General features: G+C 67.8%; 21 protein-coding genes and 1 pseudogene. 10 read left to right on the top strand and 12 right to left on the bottom strand.

Annotated elements, in window-relative coordinates; translation table 11 throughout:
• Positions 1-4 precede the first annotated feature (4 nt).
• Positions 5-91, bottom strand: a pseudogene (locus A9X01_RS32215) (alpha/beta fold hydrolase); the annotation flags it as partial.
• Positions 92-329: 238 nt separating this feature from the next.
• Between A9X01_RS32215 and A9X01_RS12330 the strand changes: the two are divergent.
• The 4 genes from A9X01_RS12330 (at position 330) to A9X01_RS12315 (ending at position 1,966) form a co-directional block, all read left to right on the top strand.
• Positions 330-707 (top strand): DUF2784 domain-containing protein, encoded by a 378-nt coding sequence (locus tag A9X01_RS12330; RefSeq protein WP_065121050.1) that lies wholly within the window; start codon positions 330-332, stop codon positions 705-707.
• 29 nt (positions 708-736) lie between these two features.
• Positions 737-955: a hypervirulence associated TUDOR domain-containing protein gene (locus A9X01_RS12325; protein WP_065121049.1), complete on the top strand. Its 219-nt coding sequence runs from the start codon at positions 737-739 to the stop codon at positions 953-955.
• Positions 956-963: 8 nt separating this feature from the next.
• Positions 964-1,308, top strand: a complete 345-nt coding sequence (locus A9X01_RS12320) for a DUF3140 domain-containing protein (protein WP_065121048.1) — start codon at positions 964-966, stop codon at positions 1,306-1,308.
• Positions 1,309-1,393: 85 nt separating this feature from the next.
• A complete protein-coding gene (locus A9X01_RS12315; protein WP_065121047.1) occupies positions 1,394-1,966 on the top strand; it encodes a MarR family winged helix-turn-helix transcriptional regulator in 573 nt (190 codons plus the stop codon).
• On the opposite strand, the gene A9X01_RS12310 is transcribed toward A9X01_RS12315, so the two are convergent.
• The 3 genes from A9X01_RS12310 to A9X01_RS12300 are packed head-to-tail and all read right to left on the bottom strand — an operon-like array spanning position 1,895 to position 4,831.
• The gene (locus A9X01_RS12310) at positions 1,895-3,187 is read right to left on the bottom strand and encodes a glycosyltransferase (RefSeq protein WP_065121046.1); all 1,293 of its coding nucleotides are present in this window, start codon (positions 3,185-3,187) and stop codon (positions 1,895-1,897) included. The two genes, A9X01_RS12315 and A9X01_RS12310, sit on opposite strands and share 72 nt — an antisense overlap.
• Positions 3,188-3,197: 10 nt before the next feature.
• Positions 3,198-4,244: a type 2 isopentenyl-diphosphate Delta-isomerase gene (gene fni / locus A9X01_RS12305; protein ID WP_065121045.1), complete on the bottom strand. Its 1,047-nt coding sequence runs from the start codon at positions 4,242-4,244 to the stop codon at positions 3,198-3,200.
• Positions 4,241-4,831: an SOUL family heme-binding protein gene (locus A9X01_RS12300; RefSeq protein WP_065121066.1), complete on the bottom strand. Its 591-nt coding sequence runs from the start codon at positions 4,829-4,831 to the stop codon at positions 4,241-4,243. The genes fni and A9X01_RS12300 overlap by 4 nt, the downstream gene beginning before the upstream one ends.
• Before the next feature lie 405 nt (positions 4,832-5,236).
• Here A9X01_RS12300 and A9X01_RS12295 point away from each other — a divergent pair, with 405 nt between their 5' ends.
• Both A9X01_RS12295 and A9X01_RS12290 read left to right on the top strand, forming a co-directional pair.
• Positions 5,237-5,674, top strand: a complete 438-nt coding sequence (locus tag A9X01_RS12295) for an STAS domain-containing protein (RefSeq protein ID WP_155772051.1) — start codon at positions 5,237-5,239, stop codon at positions 5,672-5,674.
• Between the two features lie 9 nt (positions 5,675-5,683).
• Positions 5,684-6,082 (top strand): hypothetical protein, encoded by a 399-nt coding sequence (locus tag A9X01_RS12290; protein WP_065121044.1) that lies wholly within the window; start codon positions 5,684-5,686, stop codon positions 6,080-6,082.
• A gap of 9 nt (positions 6,083-6,091) precedes the next feature.
• Here the strand turns inward: A9X01_RS12290 and A9X01_RS12285 are convergent, their stop codons facing one another.
• Positions 6,092-6,586 (bottom strand): MarR family winged helix-turn-helix transcriptional regulator, encoded by a 495-nt coding sequence (locus A9X01_RS12285; RefSeq protein WP_065121043.1) that lies wholly within the window; start codon positions 6,584-6,586, stop codon positions 6,092-6,094.
• A 73-nt stretch (positions 6,587-6,659) separates the two neighbouring features.
• Between A9X01_RS12285 and A9X01_RS12280 the strand changes: the two genes are divergently transcribed.
• From A9X01_RS12280 to A9X01_RS12270, 3 genes are read left to right on the top strand one after another with little or no spacing between them, the layout of a single operon-like run.
• On the top strand, positions 6,660-8,720 hold the full coding sequence (locus A9X01_RS12280) for an MMPL family transporter (protein ID WP_065121064.1): 2,061 nt from the start codon (positions 6,660-6,662) through the stop codon (positions 8,718-8,720).
• Positions 8,717-9,196 (top strand): TspO/MBR family protein, encoded by a 480-nt coding sequence (locus tag A9X01_RS12275; protein ID WP_065121042.1) that lies wholly within the window; start codon positions 8,717-8,719, stop codon positions 9,194-9,196. The genes A9X01_RS12280 and A9X01_RS12275 overlap by 4 nt, the downstream gene beginning before the upstream one ends.
• Positions 9,197-9,205: 9 nt before the next feature.
• The gene (locus A9X01_RS12270) at positions 9,206-10,540 is read left to right on the top strand and encodes a cryptochrome/photolyase family protein (protein ID WP_065121041.1); all 1,335 of its coding nucleotides are present in this window, start codon (positions 9,206-9,208) and stop codon (positions 10,538-10,540) included.
• Between the two features lie 9 nt (positions 10,541-10,549).
• Here the strand turns inward: A9X01_RS12270 and A9X01_RS12265 are convergent, their stop codons facing one another.
• Positions 10,550-11,296 (bottom strand): acyltransferase, encoded by a 747-nt coding sequence (locus A9X01_RS12265; RefSeq protein WP_065121040.1) that lies wholly within the window; start codon positions 11,294-11,296, stop codon positions 10,550-10,552.
• A gap of 128 nt (positions 11,297-11,424) precedes the next feature.
• Between A9X01_RS12265 and A9X01_RS12260 the strand changes: the two genes are divergently transcribed.
• The gene (locus tag A9X01_RS12260) at positions 11,425-12,711 is read left to right on the top strand and encodes an outer membrane protein assembly factor BamB family protein (protein ID WP_216638908.1); all 1,287 of its coding nucleotides are present in this window, start codon (positions 11,425-11,427) and stop codon (positions 12,709-12,711) included.
• A 2-nt stretch (positions 12,712-12,713) separates the two neighbouring features.
• Here A9X01_RS12260 and A9X01_RS12255 read toward each other — a convergent pair whose 3' ends face one another.
• The 6 genes from A9X01_RS12255 to A9X01_RS12230 form a co-directional block, all read right to left on the bottom strand.
• Positions 12,714-13,406: an esterase gene (locus A9X01_RS12255; protein ID WP_065121038.1), complete on the bottom strand. Its 693-nt coding sequence runs from the start codon at positions 13,404-13,406 to the stop codon at positions 12,714-12,716.
• Between the two features lie 81 nt (positions 13,407-13,487).
• Positions 13,488-14,711 (bottom strand): THUMP-like domain-containing protein, encoded by a 1,224-nt coding sequence (locus A9X01_RS12250; protein ID WP_081282344.1) that lies wholly within the window; start codon positions 14,709-14,711, stop codon positions 13,488-13,490.
• Positions 14,669-15,652 carry a class I SAM-dependent methyltransferase gene (locus tag A9X01_RS12245; RefSeq protein WP_065121036.1) on the bottom strand — a complete coding sequence of 328 codons (984 nt, stop codon included), beginning with the start codon at positions 15,650-15,652 and terminating at the stop codon, positions 14,669-14,671. Before A9X01_RS12245 ends, A9X01_RS12250 begins: the two co-directional genes overlap by 43 nt.
• Before the next feature lie 10 nt (positions 15,653-15,662).
• Positions 15,663-16,430 (bottom strand): enoyl-CoA hydratase, encoded by a 768-nt coding sequence (locus A9X01_RS12240; protein WP_065121063.1) that lies wholly within the window; start codon positions 16,428-16,430, stop codon positions 15,663-15,665.
• A gap of 13 nt (positions 16,431-16,443) precedes the next feature.
• Positions 16,444-17,274 (bottom strand): NUDIX hydrolase, encoded by an 831-nt coding sequence (locus A9X01_RS12235; RefSeq protein WP_065121035.1) that lies wholly within the window; start codon positions 17,272-17,274, stop codon positions 16,444-16,446.
• On the bottom strand, positions 17,271-17,815 hold a 545-nt coding region (locus tag A9X01_RS12230; RefSeq protein WP_253849105.1), incomplete at its 5' end, for an ABC transporter ATP-binding protein. The genes A9X01_RS12235 and A9X01_RS12230, both read right to left, overlap by 4 nt.

Genomic DNA, 17,815 nt, shown 5'->3' with positions numbered 1-17,815 from the left:
TGTCGTAGGCGTAGCCGGTCAACGGCTTGTCACTGCGGCCGAAGCCGCGCCGGTCGTAGGTGATGACCCGGTAACCAGCGTCGAGGAGCACCGGTACCTGCTGCGACCACGACTCGCCCGACAATGGCCACCCGTGGATCAGCACGACCGGCCGTCCGCTGCCCCGCTGTCGTCGACGTAGAGCTTGGTATTTCGAAAAGACCCTGGTGCGCAACGATTTCCGGCAACGCCATTCGCTCCGTCGGCCGCCTCATACCCGATGTCTGCGCAGCTAAACAGGGTCTGCCGCGACCGGGCGCGAACGCCGTGCGCGCTAGTGTGAATCAGCGATGAGGAAGGCATACTCCACAGTGGTCGTCGCGACCGCAGCCGCGCACCTGGCGTATCTGATCTACCTGCCCAGCGGCGGCTTTCTGGCGCTGCGCGGGCGGCGCACCCTTTGGCTGCATGTGCCCGCCGTGTGCTGGGGCATGGCCGTGGTGGGACTGCGATTGCAGTGTCCGTTGACCTCGCTGGAGGCGTGGGCGCGACAGCGCGCCGAACTGGCTCCCCTGCCCGAAACCGGATTCATCGGCCGGTACGTGGAAGGCGTCCTGCTCCCCGGCGACCGCATCGGAACCGCGCAGAAATTGGCCTTTGCCGCCGCCGCGGCGTCCTGGGTGGCGCTGGCGGTTCAACGACGCAAAGCGGGGTACCCGATTCGTTAACGAACTTAACGGATGAAAAGGGACCCACGGTGACCGAGCAGAAGTTCAGCAAGGGCGACAGCGTCGAGTGGCAGAGCCACGGCAATACGGTGCAAGGCAAGGTCGAGCGCAAGATCACCTCGGACACCGAGGCCGCGGGGCGCACGGTGCGTGCATCCAAGGACGAACCGCAATATCAGGTGCGCAGTGACAAGACGGGCAAGGACGCCGTCCACAAGCCGAGCGCGCTGAAGCGCTCCGACAAGTAGGTCAGACGATGGCCACAAAGGATCACGGGGATCGCGACACCACCTGGAAAGAGTTCAAAGAAACCGTCAACATGACCGCCCGCGAACTCGAGAAATGGCTCAAGACAGAGCAATCGCAGAGTGTCGGTCAAAAGCGCGGAGGAAACGAATCCACCGGTCACGCCAGCGGCCGGCGCATCGTGACGATTCTGCGCGCCAAGCGCGCCGACCTCGACGACGATGACTACGCGCACATGCGCAAGGTCGTCGGCTACGCCAAACGGCACCTCAAGCAACAACCCGGCGGCGATATCGAGGAGTCGGCGTGGCGCTACTCGTTGATGAACTGGGGTCACGACCCGGTGAAGTCATAGTTCCCAGGGTCAGCCACGTTCCGCCGGCGGCAGGGAAACAACCCCGCACGCCGTATCCTGTGTGTCTGATGAAGGATGCGCATAGGTGAATAAGCGGCGGACGACCGAGACCTCGCCCGGCCGGGCCGAGCTGGAAAGACAGCTCTCGGCCGATATCCGCGCGATCACCGCGCAGTCCGACCGCGTCGGGCGCCACTTCGCGCGGCTCAACGACGTGAGCAGCAACGACTTTCACGCCCTGCTGCACATCATGGTGGCAGAGACGGCCGGCAAACCGTTGACGCTGGCCCAGCTACGCGAACGGATGGACGTCTCTCCCCCGGCGATCACCTACCTTGTCGATCGGATGATCGAGTCCGGGCACATCCGGCGCGAGCCCGACCCGGAAGACCGGCGTAAGTGGCTGCTGCGCTACGAAAGTCGTGGCATGTCGCTGGCCCACGACTTCTTCCGGCCGCTGGGCAGCCACATGAGTTCGGCCATGTCCGAGCTGACCGATGCCGAACTCGTTGCCGCTCATCGGGTTTTTCTCGCCATGCTCACGGCGATGTCGACGTTCGAGGACGAACTGCACGCCCCAGAGGAGTCAGCACAGCTCGGGCGAAGCGCCCCGACCCCGCGCCGGCGGCAGGGAACGGCTCGGTCCAGCGCTCGCTGACAGCAATCGGTGTTCGATCAGTTCCGCACCGCGCGCCACACCACCAGTGGCGGCGAAGCCGGTAGCGACCCGTTTTGCCCCATCAGCCATTCGGATCGCCCGCATGACCGCGTCGCGCAGCCGCGCCGGACTGAGGCGCTTGGACGGCAGGCGGGTGCCGCAACCGGCGACCTGCACCCTCCGGGCGACCTCGGCCTGATCGCGGGCAAACGGCACCACGCAGACCGGTATGCCGCGATCGAGCGCCTTCACCGTGGTCCCCATGCCGCCGTGCGTGACGACGCAGACGGCACGGTCCAGCACCGGGCCGTGCGGAACGAACCGGCAGACGGTCGCATTAAACGTCTGTGGGAGTCCGGGTGGCACGCCGGCCGGAAAGGTCGCCACCACGTGCACCGGCTCGTCGGCCAGCGCACGCAATGCGACGCTGCCCAGGTCCGCATCCGCCTGCGCGATGGAGGACGTGTTCACCAGCACCACCGGACGGTCGATCGCACCGAGCCAGCCCGGCGCCGCGGCGGCGGCCGGCTCGAACACACACGCGCCGATGAATTGCACGAGGTCTGCCCAGTCCGGATGCGGATATTCGAACGGCTCCCCGCCTACCGCCAGCACCAGCGGAGCGCGCCGCATCAGCGCGTCCACGGAATCGATCGGTGAGACGCCCAGGCCCGCCCGGACCGCGTTGATCCGGGGCACCATCGGCCGATCGAACAGATGACTCACGAACGGGCGCATCAACGCGTCGCGCACCGCACCGGTAACCCCGGGCAGGGGCCGCAGACCCGGCCCGAAGGGCGGTGCACTGCGGGAGCGTAGGTACGGGGTGAACGGCGAGAACACCAGCCACGGCCGGTTGTCCGCCTCGGCCGCCGAGATCGCCCCCCAGCAGTTCGCATCGACGATCAGCACGTCCGGCTGAACCCGCCTGATGGCCCGCTGGAGGTCTTCGACCTCGATGACAGCGCGCCGGCAAAGCACGTCTATCGACCGCTCCAAGACACCGAAGGCGTTGCGCGCCAACCAATCCTGTCCGTCGATCGCCTCGATCCGCGGATCGATCGCCTCCGCGTGCAGGCCCACACCCCGCATGCCCGGGACTTGACCCGCCATTGTCCGCAAATGGACCTCGTGGCCGCGTCGCATCAGCTCAGCCAGCAGCGCGCCGAGCGGGAACAAGTGCCCCAGCGCCGGCGATCCGTAAGCCAGAATTACCGCCATCCGCCTGTACCTACGTGATTCGTGCCACGTCCAGATTACGCAACGCGGCCAGCTCGGCGGCGCCGCAACCGTGCAGGCAGATCCGAAGTTCGTCGATGAAGTTCTGCAGCCATGCCGTGGCCGCGGCGGCGGACTCGATCCCCGGCGCCAGCAGCGGGCGGGCCACCGCGACCACGTCTGCGCCCAGCGCCAGTGCCTTGGCCGCGTCCATACCGGTCCGGATCCCGCCGGAAGCGACCAGCGGCAGGCTGGGCAGCGCCGCGCGCACCTCCTGCAGTGCCTGCGCGGTGGGGATCCCCCAATCAGCCAGGTCGGGGTAGCGCACCTCGCCGTAGCGCACCAACTGCTCGACGCGTGACCAGGACGTGCCGCCGGCGCCGGCCACGTCGATCGCGGCGACCGGTGGTTCGTCGGTGAACCGCAACAGTTCGGCGACGGCTCGCGCACCGATTCCGTGGCCGACCTCCTTGAGCAGCACCGGGTATTCCAACAGAGCGGCCACGTCGTGCAACCGGTCCAGCGAACCGGCGAAATCCGTGTCGCCGTTGTGTTGCATCGCCTCTTGCAACGGGTTGGTATGCACCGCAAGAGCATTCGCGCCGACTCGATCAAGAGCCTGGACGATGTCGGGCACCGCGTCCTTGGTGAACTGGCTCAGCCCGATGTTGCCGAGCAGCAGCACGTCGGGTGCCAGATCCCGCACGGCGAAACTGGCCGCCGCGCGCTCACCCAACGCACTGTCGAGCATGACACGCTGCGACCCGAGCATCATTCCGATACCCAGGGTCTGCGCGGCGGCGGCCAGGTTGCGGTTGATGGTGCCGGACAGCTCCGCGCCCCCGGTCATGGCCCCCACCAGCACGGGCGCCCGCAGCCGCACGCCGAGGAACTCGACGGACAGATCGATGTCGTCGAGGTTGGTTTGAGTCAGCGCGTTGAACGGCAGCCGGTATCGCTCCAGCCCGGTCGTAACGCTTCGATAGTCGACGTCGTCGTAGCGGCACACGTCGATGTGTCGACGTTTGCGGGCCGCCATCTCGCGTCGTTCGGTCGTCATGAGTTCTGGGTGGCCGGTGTGACAGGCACCGCGATTTCATTGCGGCGCAACGGCGGAAGGGTCCACGGTGGATCGTAGAACCAGGCGGCCGGGGTATCGGTCATCTCGAATCCGAACTCTTGCAACGTCTGCGCCAGCTTGTCGGTCTGCCTCGCAACCTCGTCCGGTCCGGCGCTGCCGGTGAATCGCCGCACGGCAATCGTCTGCGGCGGCACGGTGACCAACCTGATCTCCCCGTCGTCGGGCTCGGGTAACCGGTCCAACGTTTTGTCGGCAGGCATGAAGAACCGGATCACCCAATTCTCCCGGGCCGACTGCTGCGCGACCGGAGCCGTCATCGCAATCTTTTGACGGGAGCGGTTGGCACCGAAGATGTAGCGGGCCAGTCGCCGGAACCCGACCTCGCGTGCGGACTGCTCGCCGGCCGCCACCGTGGTCTCCGCCGCGGTTCGTGCGTCATAACGGCGGATCTCCACGGTTCGGGTCAAGCTCTGAGCGCGGTACGCGGGTTCCTCGGTACCGCCGCGGCAGCCAATGACCGTTCCCGCCGCCTCGAGGACGCGGCCGGCCCCACTCACCAACTTCATCAGCACAACTGCCTCACTCCATCCCTGCCATCGTCTTGTACTACCCAGAACTGCGCGGAATAGGCAGTCGGCGGCTGCACGCACAGCCATACGTGACCACGCTACGCGATACCCGCGATATCGTTAATTTATTGAACGGTTAATAGATTTAAGTTACAGTTGATCCGGCGCAGATGCAGCGAACGCGATGGCCTCGGGCCCACCGCGATCCGGGCGGCACTTCGGTGCCCGGTCCGCCGGCTGTCTCTGCGCCGTATTTCTTTGTGGCACCAGGAAATTCAGACGCAATGGTACTGGCTATCCGCTAAGCGAAGAACCACACCGGTCGTGCCGTGAGCGGTCTAAGATCGAGGCAGTTGAGTTAACAGCTGCCCCCAAAGCACCACCCAACCAGACGGGTTCCATATGGACGCTGTTGATTCGGTACGACACACTCCGCCCCGCTACCGCTACGTCATCGACTGCGGCAGAGCTCAGATCTTCATTTACGCACGCAGCCTTGCCACCGTGTTGCGGGTGCACGGGGAGATCGACGGCTGCAATGCCGACCGGGTCGCGGCGGAGATCCGTCGTTTCGGCAGGGTCAAAGCGCCCCTGATTCTGGATCTGAGTCATCTCGAGTTCCTGGGTATGGATGGTTTCCAGGCGCTCCTCGCGCTCAATCACGAGCACCGCGCGGCAGGGTTGTACTGCACTGTCGTCGCGGGACCGGCACTGCGCCCCCTGCTGCGCATCGTCAGCGACCACGGACTGCCATTGGTGCAATCGGTTCCGGAAGCTCTGCAGCTCATCGAGGATGCACTGGCCGGACGCCGGCAGGTGCTGCAACGGCTGGTGCGATAGAAACATTTTGTGACTGACTCGAACCGCCACTTTCCCTATCGCTACGAGCGGCGGCTGGCGCCGCTGTGGTTGCCCTTTCGCTGGGGCAACCAAGGAGTGACAGTCACCGCCGATGGTCGGTTGATTGCCAGATACGGCCCATTGCACGCCGAAGCTGAGCTCTCCCAGGTGGCCGACGCGCACATCACCGGACCCTATCGCTGGTGGACCGCGGTCGGCCCACGCCTGTCATTCGTCGACGACGGGCTCACGTTCGGCACCAACGCTCAGGCCGGCGTGTGCATCCATTTCGAACCGCCCATTCGCCGCGTGATCGGACTCAAAGACCACTCCGCGCTCACCGTCACCGTTGCCGACCCGGAAGGGCTGCTCGCCGCCCTCAAATCCGATGCCGCACCAGGCCAGTGATCTTTTTCCTCAGGACGCGGCCGGTCCCAGCTCGGTTTGAAACCGGCGCATCGCGTCAATCAGGGCGCTGAAGACGCGATGGCCCGCTTCGAGGTCGGCATCGGGCAGATCGTGCAGCGCCGCACGGGTGTGCGTGCCCAGCGGGGTGAAAAACGAACGCGCTGTCGCCAGGCCGGGCTCGGAGTGGCGCAGGATGACTTTGCGGCGGTCCTCGGGATGGGAGTCACGACGAATATGACCGGACTCGATCAGTCGGTCCACCAGGTAGGTGATCGCCGCTCCGGACAGCCCCATGCGCTGGCTGAGGTCACCCGAGGTCATCGGACGGCCGGCCGTTTCGGCAACCATGATGTGCAGCAGGGCACGAAAGTCGGTGGGCCGCACGTCTTGTGACAGCGCGAACAGCCGACCGATCTGGTCGGACTCGGTCGACATCTCCCGCAGATCCGCCGAAATCAGCGATTCCAGCGCGTCGCGGCCGTGCGCCTGCTCGTCGGGATTCATTGCGTGATCAGCATAACTTGATCGGCGCTTCATTTCAGTTGATTAATCTTTAAATGACTGAAATGCTTGAGTGGTGGCGTGGGAGGGATTCGCCGCGACGCTGACGGGGCGACGTTCATGGCTTTTGGCACTGGGTGTTTTTCTGCTGGCGAGCGGTTTCATGATGTTGATCGGCGGGAACGCCGCTGCAACCGAAGCTCCGCTGTCGGTACCCACCGAATCTGATTCCGCGAAGGTCGAAAAGGTGTCCGCGCAGTTCCCCGGCGGCGACCGGGTACCAGTGATCGTGGTGGTGAGCAGCGCACAAGGCGCCGACGCGGGCGCACTTGGCCGCGCCGCCGAAGCGGCCCGCGACCGCATGCTGGCGGTTGCGCAGACCGGCGCTCCCCCGGTGCCCGCGTCGATCTCGGCCGACGGCAAGGCGGCCACCGCGGTGGTGCCCATCAAGGCCAACCTGTCCGGGCTGAACCTCACCGACGCCGTCTCAGACCTACGTGCCGCCGCCAACGACGGCCTTCCGCCCGGGATGGAAGCGCACGTCACCGGCGGCCCGGCATTCGGCGCCGACATCGCCAACGCGTTCACCAACGCCAACATCACCCTGTTGGTCGTGACGGCGTCGGTGGTCGCACTGCTGCTGATCGTCACCTACCGCTCCCCTGTGCTGTGGTTGGTGCCACTGCTGGTGATCGGGTTCGCCGACCGGGTCGCCAGTTCGGTGGGCACCGCGGTGGCGTCGCTCACCGGCCTGAGCTTCGACGGGTCCACCGCGGGCATCACCAGTGTGTTGGTGTTCGGCGCCGGCACCAACTACGCCCTGCTGCTGATTTCGCGCTACCGGCAAGAACTTCGGCGTCACGACAACCACCGTGCCGCACTGCGGCGCGCGGTGCGCATGGCGGGCCCGGCGATCGTGGCCAGCAACGCCACGGTGGTGCTGGCGCTGCTCACCCTCATCTTCGCGGCCACTCCGAGCACCCGAAGCCTCGGTGCGCTGGCGGCCTGCGGGCTGCTGGTTGCCGCGATGTCGGTACTGGTGCTGCTGCCGCCGTTGCTGGCATTGTGTGGCCGGAAGTTGTTCTGGCCCTTCGTGCCTCGGTCGGGCGACACCGAGAAGCTGAACACCGGAGGGTGGCACGCCATCGGGCAGCGGGTTGCCCGCCGGCCGGCGGTGGTCGCCTCGGTCACCGTCACCCTGCTGGCGGTGCTCGCCACCGGGCTGCTGGGTGTCCGCATCGGACTGACCCAGACCGAGCAGTTCCGCGTGCAGGCCGATTCGGTCAGCGGATTCGACATTGTGGCGGACCACTTTCCGGCCGGGCTGGCCAATCCCACCGTCGTCGTCGCGCCCACCGCGCAGTCCGCAAAGGTGCAACAGGACCTCAGCTCCACCCGGGGTGTGGTCTCGGCAACGCAGACGGGCCAGTCCGGGGACCTGACCAAGTGGTCGGTGGTCATCGAAGCCCCGCCGTCATCCCCGGAAGCCTTCAATACCATTGCCGCACTGCGAAACTCCACCGCAGCGTCGGGCGCCCTGATCGGTGGACCGGACGCACAGGCGCTCGATGTGCGTGATGCGGCGAGCCACGATCGCTCGTTGCTGATTCCGTTGATCCTGGCCGTGATCCTGGTTGTCCTCTACGCACTGCTGCGCTCCGCTCTGGCGCCGCCGACGCTGTTGGCGGCCACGATCCTGGGGGCACTGGCCGCGTTGGGCCTCGGCGGGTGGGCCAGCATGCACATATTCGGCTTCCCCGCGCTGGACAACTCGGCCCCGTTGTACGCCTTCCTGTTCCTGGCCGCGCTGGGCGTCGACTACACGATCTTTTTGGTCACCCGGGCGCGTGAGGAGGCGGCCGAACATGGTGCGCGGGACGGCATGATCCGCGCGGTGGCCGCGACCGGCGGCGTCATCACCAGCGCGGGAATCGTTCTGGCCGCGGTGTTCTGCGTGCTCGGGGTGCTCCCGCTGATCGTGATGACGCAGCTGGGCATCATCGTGGGGCTGGGCATCCTGCTCGACACCTTCGTGGTGCGCACCCTGGTGATTCCCTCGCTGTTCGCGCTCATCGGCGACCGCATCTGGTGGCCCGCCACCGTCAGTCCTATCGAAAAGCGAAGGGAGTCAACGTGAACAAGGCAACAGTGGCCAGGACCGGTCTGGCGGTCGCAACGGCGGCAGGCACCGGCAGCATCGCCAGCCCGCGGCACAGCCCCGTCTGGTTCGCGCGCATCCGTAAGCCGCGCTACCAGCCGCCCGGGGCCGTGTTCCCCGTGGTCTGGACCACTCTGTACACCGACATCGCCGCGACATCCGCGGTGACCATCGACCGCCTCCGCGCCACCGGGCGCGAGGACAAGGCGCGTAGTTACAGCGTTGCCCTGGCGGTCAACCTGGTCCTGAACGCCAGTTGGAGCTGGCTCTTCTTCCGCTTCCACAAGCTGGGCGCGTCGGCGCTCGGCGCGGCCGTCCTCACGGCGAGCAGTGCCGACCTTGTCCGTCGGGCGGCCGAGGCCGATCCGAAGGCCGGGGTGGTGTTGTCGCCGTACCCGCTGTGGTGCGCCTTCGCCACGGTGCTGTCCACCCACATCTGGCGACTGAACCGCTAGGAGCCAGCCATGCCGTCGCTCTTGTGGTTTCGCCGTGATCTGCGACTGCGCGACCATCCGGCCCTGGTCGCCGCGGCGGACAGCGACCAGGACGTGCTGGCATGTTTCGTGCTCGATCCGCGGCTCGAAGCCTCGTCAGGAGCGCGACGGCTGCAGTTCCTCGGCGACTCGCTGCGGCAACTCGACCGCGATCTCGATGGCCGCCTGTTGGTCACCCGCGGCCGTCCCGAGCAACGGATTCCTCAGCTCGCCAAAGCAATCGGTGCGTCGTCGGTACACATCTCGGAGGATTTCGCGCCGTACGGGCGGCGCCGCGACGAGCGGGTGCGCGAAAAGCTGGGAGCGGTACCGCTGGTGGCGACGGGATCGCCGTATCTGGTCTCACCGGGACGGGTCACCAAGGACGACGACACTCCGTACAAGGTCTTCACCCCGTTCTTCCGGCGCTGGCGCGAAGTCGGCTGGCGGGCTCCGGCGCAGTCCGGCGCCGGGACGGCCCGCTGGCTCGACCCGGCGGATGTGTCGGTGCAGCGGTGCGAAATACCCGATCCGGGCGCCACGCTCGACATCGCCGCCGGTGAGGAAGCGGCCCGATCGGAGTGGGAAGCCTTCGTCGACGACGGCCTGCAGCGCTACGCCGCCGACCGCAACCGGCCGGACCTGTCGGGCACCAGCCGGATGTCGGCACACTTGAAGTTCGGCACCATTCATCCGCGGACCCTGGTCTCGGATCTCAACCTGCGGCAGCGCAGCGACGCGGCCTATCTGCGGGAGCTGGCTTTTCGGGACTTCTATGCCGCCGTCCTGCATTACTGGCCTGCCAGCGTTTGGTGGAATTGGAACCGCAACTTCGACTCCATCGAAACCGACACCGACGCCGCGGCCGAACGCCGCTTCCAGGCCTGGAAAGCCGGCGAGACCGGCTATCCCATCGTCGACGCCGGGATGCGACAGCTGCGCGAGGTCGGTTTCATGCACAACCGGGTGCGGATGATCGTTGCCTCGTTCCTGGTCAAGGACCTCCACCTGCCCTGGCAGTGGGGCGCACGCTGGTTCTTAGAACAGCTCGTCGACGGCGACATGGCCAACAACCAGCACGGCTGGCAATGGTGCGCGGGTTCTGGGACCGATGCCGCGCCGTACTTCCGGGTGTTCAATCCCCTCACCCAGGGTGAGAAGTTCGACCCCGCAGGCGATTACATCCGCCGTTGGGTGCCGGAGTTGCGCGACGCCGGCGACCCGCATCTGCGCAAGGGCGACCGCCCGCCGGGCTATCCGGAGCCGATCGTCGACCACGCCGCGGAGCGGTCCGAGGCACTACGCCGCTACGGCAACATCGGTTGAAAACGCGGATCACGGGGTTTGGTTGGCCGCCTTCTTGCGTTCGATGTCGGCCAGCGCGGCGGCCAGTTCGGCACGCTGTGCCGCCGAAGTCTCCCAGGACAGCTTGCGGTTCTTCACCACCTTGGCCGGTGCCCCGACCGCGATCGAATAGTCCGGCACGACACCGCGGACCACGGCGTGCGATCCGAGCACGCAGCCCCGCCCCACGGACGTGCCGCGCAGCACCGAAACCTTCACACCTATCCAGGTATCGGGCCCGATGCGCACCGGCGACTTGATGATGCCCTGATCCTTGATCGGCAGGGTGATGTCATCCATCCGGTGGTCGAAGTCGCAGACGTAGCACCAGTCGGCCATCAACGCCGAGTCGCCGAGTTCGATGTCCAGGTAGCAATTGATGACGTTGTCGCGGCCCAGGACCACCTTGTCGCCGAATCGCAGCGAGCCTTCGTGGGCGCGGATGGTGTTCTTGTCGCCGATGTGCACCCAGCGGCCGATCTCGAGCTGCGCCAGTTCAGGTGTGCAGTGAATCTCGACGCCCTTGCCCAGGAACACCATGCCGCGGGTGATGATGTGCGGGTTCTGCAGCTTGAACTTCAGCAACCGCCAATACCGCACCAGGTACCACGGTGTGTACGCCTTGTTGCGCAGCACCCACTTCAGCGACGCCAGGGTCAGGAATTTGGCCTGGCGCGGGTCCCTGAGCCGCCCGCCACGCCATCGGGTATGGAGCGGAGCACCCCACATGCTCGTCATGGCAAAAAGCCTACCGGCGGGCAATCGGGGTTCAGCTACGGGCGGCGGGTTACCCTCACCTGTACTCGATCGCTGCTCGATCCAGACCTGATCCAGACTCGATCCAGACTCGATCCAGAGGGGAAAGCGTGCTCACGCGACGTCTACTGGCGGCCGTTTCGGTGGCTGCGATCACGGTTGGCATCGGTGCTTGCGGCAACACGGATTCCTGGGTGGATGCGGCACCGGCAGAAGGCTGGCCGGCGCAGTACGGCGACGCGTCCAACAGCGGATACACCGCGGCCACGGGCGCCAGCAAGCTCAAACTGCGCTGGACGCGTTCGACGAAAGGAACGCTGGGGGCCGGGCCGGCACTCGGTGCCCGCGGTTACCTCGCGCTCAACGCGCAGACCCCCAGCGGTTGCTCCTTCATGCAGTGGGAAAGCGCCAACGGGCGACAACGCTGGTGCACCCGCCTGGTCCAGGGCGGCAGCTTCGGTGGCCCGCTGTTCGACCGCTTCGACAACATCTACGTCGGGCAGCCCGGCGCGATCATCTCGTTCCCCACGACGCAGTGGACCCGCTGGCGTAAGCCGGTCATCGGTATGCCGACCACTCCCCGATTCCTCGGGGACGGCCACCTGCTGGTGAGCACGCACCTGGGGCAGATGCTGGTGTTCGACACCCACCGCGGCGCGGTGGTTGGCACGGCCCTGGACCTGGTGGACGGTGTCGACCCCGCCGATGCGACGCGCGGGCTGGCCGACTGCGCAACGGCCCGCTCAGGTTGCCCGGTCGCGGCGGCCCCCGCCTTCTCGGAGTCCAGCGGGACCGCGGTGGTCAGTGTGTGGCAACCCGGGGCGCCGGCCGCCGGCCTCGTCGGACTCAAGTACCGCGGCGGACAACTGGCCCGGGAGTGGACCAGCGACGCCATCACCGCCGGTGTGCTGGCCAGCCCGGTGCTGTCCGCCGACGGGGGCACGGTCTACGTGAACGGCCGCGACGATCGGCTGTGGGCTCTGCACGCGACCGACGGTAAGGTGAAATGGTCTGTCCCACTTGGCTTTACGGCGCAAACCCCGCCTGCGGTCACCCCGCAGGGGCTGGTGGTGGCCGGCGGCGGCCCCGACACCCGGCTGGCGGCCTTCCGGGATGCCGGTGACCACGCCGACCCCGCCTGGCGACGCGAGGACGTCACACCGTTGTCGTCGTCGACACTGGCCGGGTCCGGCGTCGGCTACGCCCTGATCGCCCTTCCCCCGGAGGGTGGCCCAGGCATGTCGTTGCTGGTCTTCGACCAGAAAGACGGGCACACCGTCAACAGCTATCCGCTTCCGGCGGCCACCGGAACCGCGATCGGGGTGTCGCTCGGCAAAAACCGGCGGGTTGTTGCCGCCACCGGCGACGGCCAGATCTACACCTTCGATCAGGAGTAGGCCTACAGCGCCAGCGGCGGCAGCGAGCTGCGCGGCACCTGGACCTGAGTGGCGCCGGCGAACGACGGCAGCAGCTCGCCTTGGGCGAAGTAGAAGATCAGCGCGTCGTCGGTGATGGCGAAGTTCTGGTAGTTGGTCGGGTCGTGGCCCGCGCCCGGGGAGATCGCCACGCCCAGCCCGCTCTGGTGTTCCAGTTCGCGCTGCACGATCGGATAGATGGTGTCCAGCGGGTTGCTGTTGGGCGGGAACAGGTTGTCGAACGTGATGGGCTGCTTGCTGGCCAGGTTGTAGTTGAAGGCCTTGTACCAGTTGGACGGGCGGGCCCCGCCGAGGTCCTGGAAGAACTTGAGCACCACGCTGCGGGTGCGCGGCGGCTGCCCAGAGGTGTGTTGCTCGTTGGTGGCGTCCATCTGATAGGGCTGGTCGCGCCGTCCCGATCCCTGCGCGACGTTGACGAACCCGTCCCGGTTCTGGGTGATGTAGTCGGTCAGTGCCTGCTGGTCGGGGTAGTCGACGGGAAACGTGATATCGAGGGTGTAGGTGGCGCCGGTCTGGTGGATGTGGCAGATCTGCCCGGCTTCAACGGTTCCGCCGATGCCGGCGCACGACGGCGGGGCGGCCGCTGCCGTGAAAAAGGCCGGCCAGCCGGTGACGGCCGCACACATCAGTGCCGCGGCCGCGATCAGATAACGCATCGTTGCTTGTTTCCTTCAATACCCAGCCCACCAAGCATGGCGGTGGCCCTCATCAGGTAATCGCCGTCAGCGTACCCGGCGTTACCGCACCGGACGGCAGACGTATGCCACCGCTCGATTGCCGGCCCCGAAGCGGCCGATGCGGGCGATGACCACCGACAGCGACGCACCGCCGCGCAACCGCAGGCGTCGGCGCAGCACGTCCGGATCCACCTGCACACCGCGCACCAGGATCTCCAGCGCGCCGCAGTCCAGCGCGGCCAGCGCCTGCCGCAGGCGCCGCTCGTCGAAGCGCAGTTGTTCGAGGACTTCGAAGCCGCGCACTCCCGCGGGCAGCCGGTCACCCGACAGATAGGCGATGTCGGGGTCCAGTTGCCACAGTCCGTGCCGGGTGCCGTACTGGCGCACCAGCCCCGCCCGCACCACGGCTCCGTCGGGGTCGACGATCCAGCGTCCGGCGGGCCGCGTCGGGCAGTCGTCCGGGTCGGCGTCGGTGATCTGCTCGTCCCGATCCAGTACGCTGGCCCGCCGCCGCACCCCGGGCGCGGTCAGGCCGGCCGACCACAGGCAGGCCTCCCGCACCGAGCCGCGGTAGGACGTCACCTCGATCTCCGAATCGAATCCCAGTCGGTTGAGCTGATCGAAATCGATCCCCGGAGAACACTTCACGGCCAGATCGCGGCCGCGGTGACAATCCAGCAGCGGGCCGAGCGCGGGCTGGTAGTCGGCCGGGTGGAAGCGGCGCCGGCCGCCGCTGCGCCGCGCCGGGTCCACGACGACGACCGCGTCGCGGGTCACCGGACGCAGCGCGTCGGCGCGGCACAGCTCGACCGTGCCGGCCAGGTTGTGCTGGGCCATCGCCAGCCGGACGGGGTCGAGGTCGCTGCCGATCACCCGCGCCGCCGAGCCCCGCAACGCGGCCGACTCGGTGCCGATCGAGCAGGTCGCGTCGTGCACCACCCGACCGGCCAGCCGGGCGGCTCGGTGCAGCGCCACCGGCGCGACGGTGGCCTGCTGTAGCGCCTCGTCGGTGAACAGCCAGCGGGAAACGTCGCCCAGGCCGCTCAATTTGTCGGCGGCCTTGCGGCGCAGCAGCGTCGTCTCCACCAGGACCGCGGCCCGGTCGCCGAACCTCGCGCGCACGACGCCGACGTCGGCGATCCTGCTGGCGTCGCTCAGTTGGAATTCGGCGACCGCCGCGAGCGCCGCGGCGCCTGGGGCCGAGCGCAGATACCGGACGTCCTCAACGCTGAAAGCAACACTCAGGAGGGCTTGACCCCGGTGACCATCACGTTGTAGAACCAGCCCTTCGGCGCGACGTGGCGCCAGACGTTGGCATCCACCCAGCTCAGCGCCTTCCAGCCGTTGAACGCGAACCGCGCCCAGCCCCAACCGAGCCGACCGGGCGGCACCGAGGCTTCGAAGGTGCGCACCGGCCAGCCGAACATGGCGGCGGTGAACTCTTCGCTGGCCGTTTCCACCTCCACCGCGCCGGCGTTGGTGGCCATCCGCTCCAGGTCGCCGGGGGTGAACGTGTGCAGGTCGACGACGGCTTCCAGCGCAGCGGCGCGGGAGGACTCGTCGAGTTCCTCCTGCGCCCGGCGCCAGCTCGCCAGGCCGGGCAGCTTGGTGACGTTGGTGGCGACCCGCCAGGTCAGGGTGGACAGGCCGCGGGCGTACACGTTGCCCGCGCTGGTCGGCTCACCGGCGAAGACGAACCGGCCGCCGGGCTTGAGGACGCGGATCACCTCGCGCAGCGAAAGCTCGACGTCGGGGATGTGGTGCAGCACGGCGTGCCCGACCACGAGGTCAAAGGTGTCGTCGTCGTACGGGATGCCCTCGGCGTCGGCGACCCGGCCGTCGATGTCCAGGCCCAGGGACTGCCCGTTGCGGGTGGCGACCTTGACCATGCCCGGCGACAGATCGGTCACCGAGCCGCGGCGCGCGACCCCCGCCTGGATCAGGTTCAGCAGGAAGAAGCCGGTGCCGCAGCCCAGCTCCAGGGCGCGGTCGTAGGGCAGCTCGCGGAGCACCTTGTCCGGCACGATCGCATCGAAGCGGCCGCGGGCGTAGTCGACGCAGCGCTGGTCGTAGGAGATCGACCATTTCTCGTCGTAGTTCTCGGCTTCCCAGTCGTGGTAGAGCACCTGGGCGAGCTTGCTGTCGTGCCTGGCCGCTTCGACTTCCTCGGCCGTGGCGTGCGGGTTGGGAGCCGCGTCCGCGGGGATCTCAGTACTCCTCGTCATGCAGGGCAGCCTAACCGCCGTTCCGGTCGCCTTCCGCATGAGTGCCCTGACCAGCGGCAAAGACATCCACGTAGCGACGAATCTCGGCGGCGAGCCGCTCGGAGTCCCCGCCGTCGTCGGATGCCGCGTTGATTCCGGCTTTGGCAGCGGCCAACGCATGCGGCGGTCCGTCCAGGAAGCGCCGCGCCCAGTTCGCCGCCGCGTCGTACACGGCGTCCGGTGCCACCATGTCGTCGATCAATCCCAGGGCGAGCGCCTCCTCGGCATCGAAGAAGCGCCCGCTGAACACCAGCTCCTTGGCGCGGCTCGCACCCACCGCGTGGGTGAGCCGGGCCATCCCACCGCCGCCGGGGATGAGGCCGGCCAGGATCTCGGTGGCGCCGAACTTCACGTTGTCGCCGCTGACGCGCCAGTCAGCGGCCAGCGCGAGGGTCAGTCCCGCGCCCAGCGCATATCCGGTGATGGCCGCCACCGTGGGCTTGGGGATCGCGGCCACCGCGTCGATGGCCTCGTGCCGCGCCCGGGCGGCGGTCGCCACCTCCGCGGCGGTCAGCGTCCGCAGCTCGGGCATGTCGTCGCCGGCGGAGAAAATCTCGTGACCGCCGAACAGGATCACCGCCGCGACGTCCTCGCGGCGGCCCAATTCGCCTGCGGCGGAGACGATTTCGCGGTACACCTGGCGCGTCATCGCGTTGGTCGGGGGGCGGGAAAGCAACAGCATGGCCAGCCCGGCATCCTGGGTGCCGTCGCTGACGACGACGCTGACGAACTCGCTCACGTCGCACTCGGGTTCATAGCGGCCACTCCATCGCACCGCCCGCTTCCCGTGCGCGGTGGTAGCGGTCCGAATCGAAGAACTCGAACACCCAGTTGTCGCCGCGCTTCTCTAGGATCGGCTGCACCGGCGCGATCTGGCGCTCCACTGCCATCACGTCAGCGACCGTGCGTCCCACCAGCGAATCCAGCTGGGTCCAGGTCGGCGGCAGCAAGACGTTGCGCCCGGCCTCGAAGTCGTCGATGGCATCCTGCGGCAACGCCCAACCGGACCGGTCGGATTCGGTGTTGTCGCCGTCGGCCCGTTGCCCCTCCGGCAGCGCCCCGACAAAGAAATAGGTGTCGTAGCGGCGGGTGCGTTCGGCCTCCGGGGTGACCCAGTTCGCCCACGGGCGCAGCAGGTCGGCGCGCAACACCAATTTCTCGGTCTGCAGGAAGTCGGCAAAGGACAACGTGTGGTCGGCCAGCGCGCGGCGGGCGTCGCCGTATACCGACGCGTCGCCGACGATGCTGTCCGGTGCCGACAGGTCCTGGTCGGCCGGTCCGGCGAACAGCACCCCGGACTCCTCGAAGGTTTCCCGCGCCGCGGCGCACACCAGCGCCGTGGCCAGCTCGGTCTCGATGCCGAACCGGTGCGCCCACCACTGCGGCGGCGGCCCGGCCCACGCGATATCCGCGTTGCGGTCCCGGTCGTCGACGCCGCCGCCGGGGAACACGATCACCCCGGGCGCGAATTCCATCCGCGAGTGCCGGCGCATCAAGAACAGCGCGATGCCCGACGGGGTGTCGCGCACCAGCATCACGGTCGCGGCCGGCCGTGGTGTCAGGGGTACTTCGGTGCTGTTCATGCCTGCCTCCGGTGAGCGGCGCGGCTGCGCACCCGCCGCGCGAAGTATCGGCCGTCGACGACGTCCAGAGCGATCCGTTGCCCGAACGCCATCGAGAGGTTCTCGGCGGTCAGCACGTCGGGCAGCAGACCCGAGGCCACCACCTTCGCTTCTGAGAGCAGCAGGCAATGGCTGAAGCCGGGCGGTACCTCTTCGACGTGGTGGGTGACCAGCACCAGCGCCGGGGCGTCGGGGTCGGCGGCCAGGTCGGCCAGCCGCGCCACCAGTTCCTCCCGGCCGCCCAGGTCCAGGCCGGCGGCGGGTTCGTCGAGCAGCAGCAGTTCCGGATCGGTCATCAACGCGCGGGCGATCAGCACCCGTTTGCGCTCACCCTCGGACAGGGTGCCGTAGGTGCGGTCGGCCAGGTGCTCGGCACCCAGGCTTTCCAGCATGTCGACCGCGCGCCGGTAATCGATGTCCTCGTAGCGCTCGCGCAGCGGGTGCCCAGCGACGAGCTGGTGCGGGATCTGGTTGTCTCGGCCGGTTATTCGGTGCTGGGCCG

The organism is Mycobacterium asiaticum (assembly GCF_001668675.1).
GTDB lineage: Bacteria > Actinomycetota > Actinomycetes > Mycobacteriales > Mycobacteriaceae > Mycobacterium > Mycobacterium asiaticum_D.
This window is presented reverse-complemented; position numbering and strand designations above follow the sequence as displayed.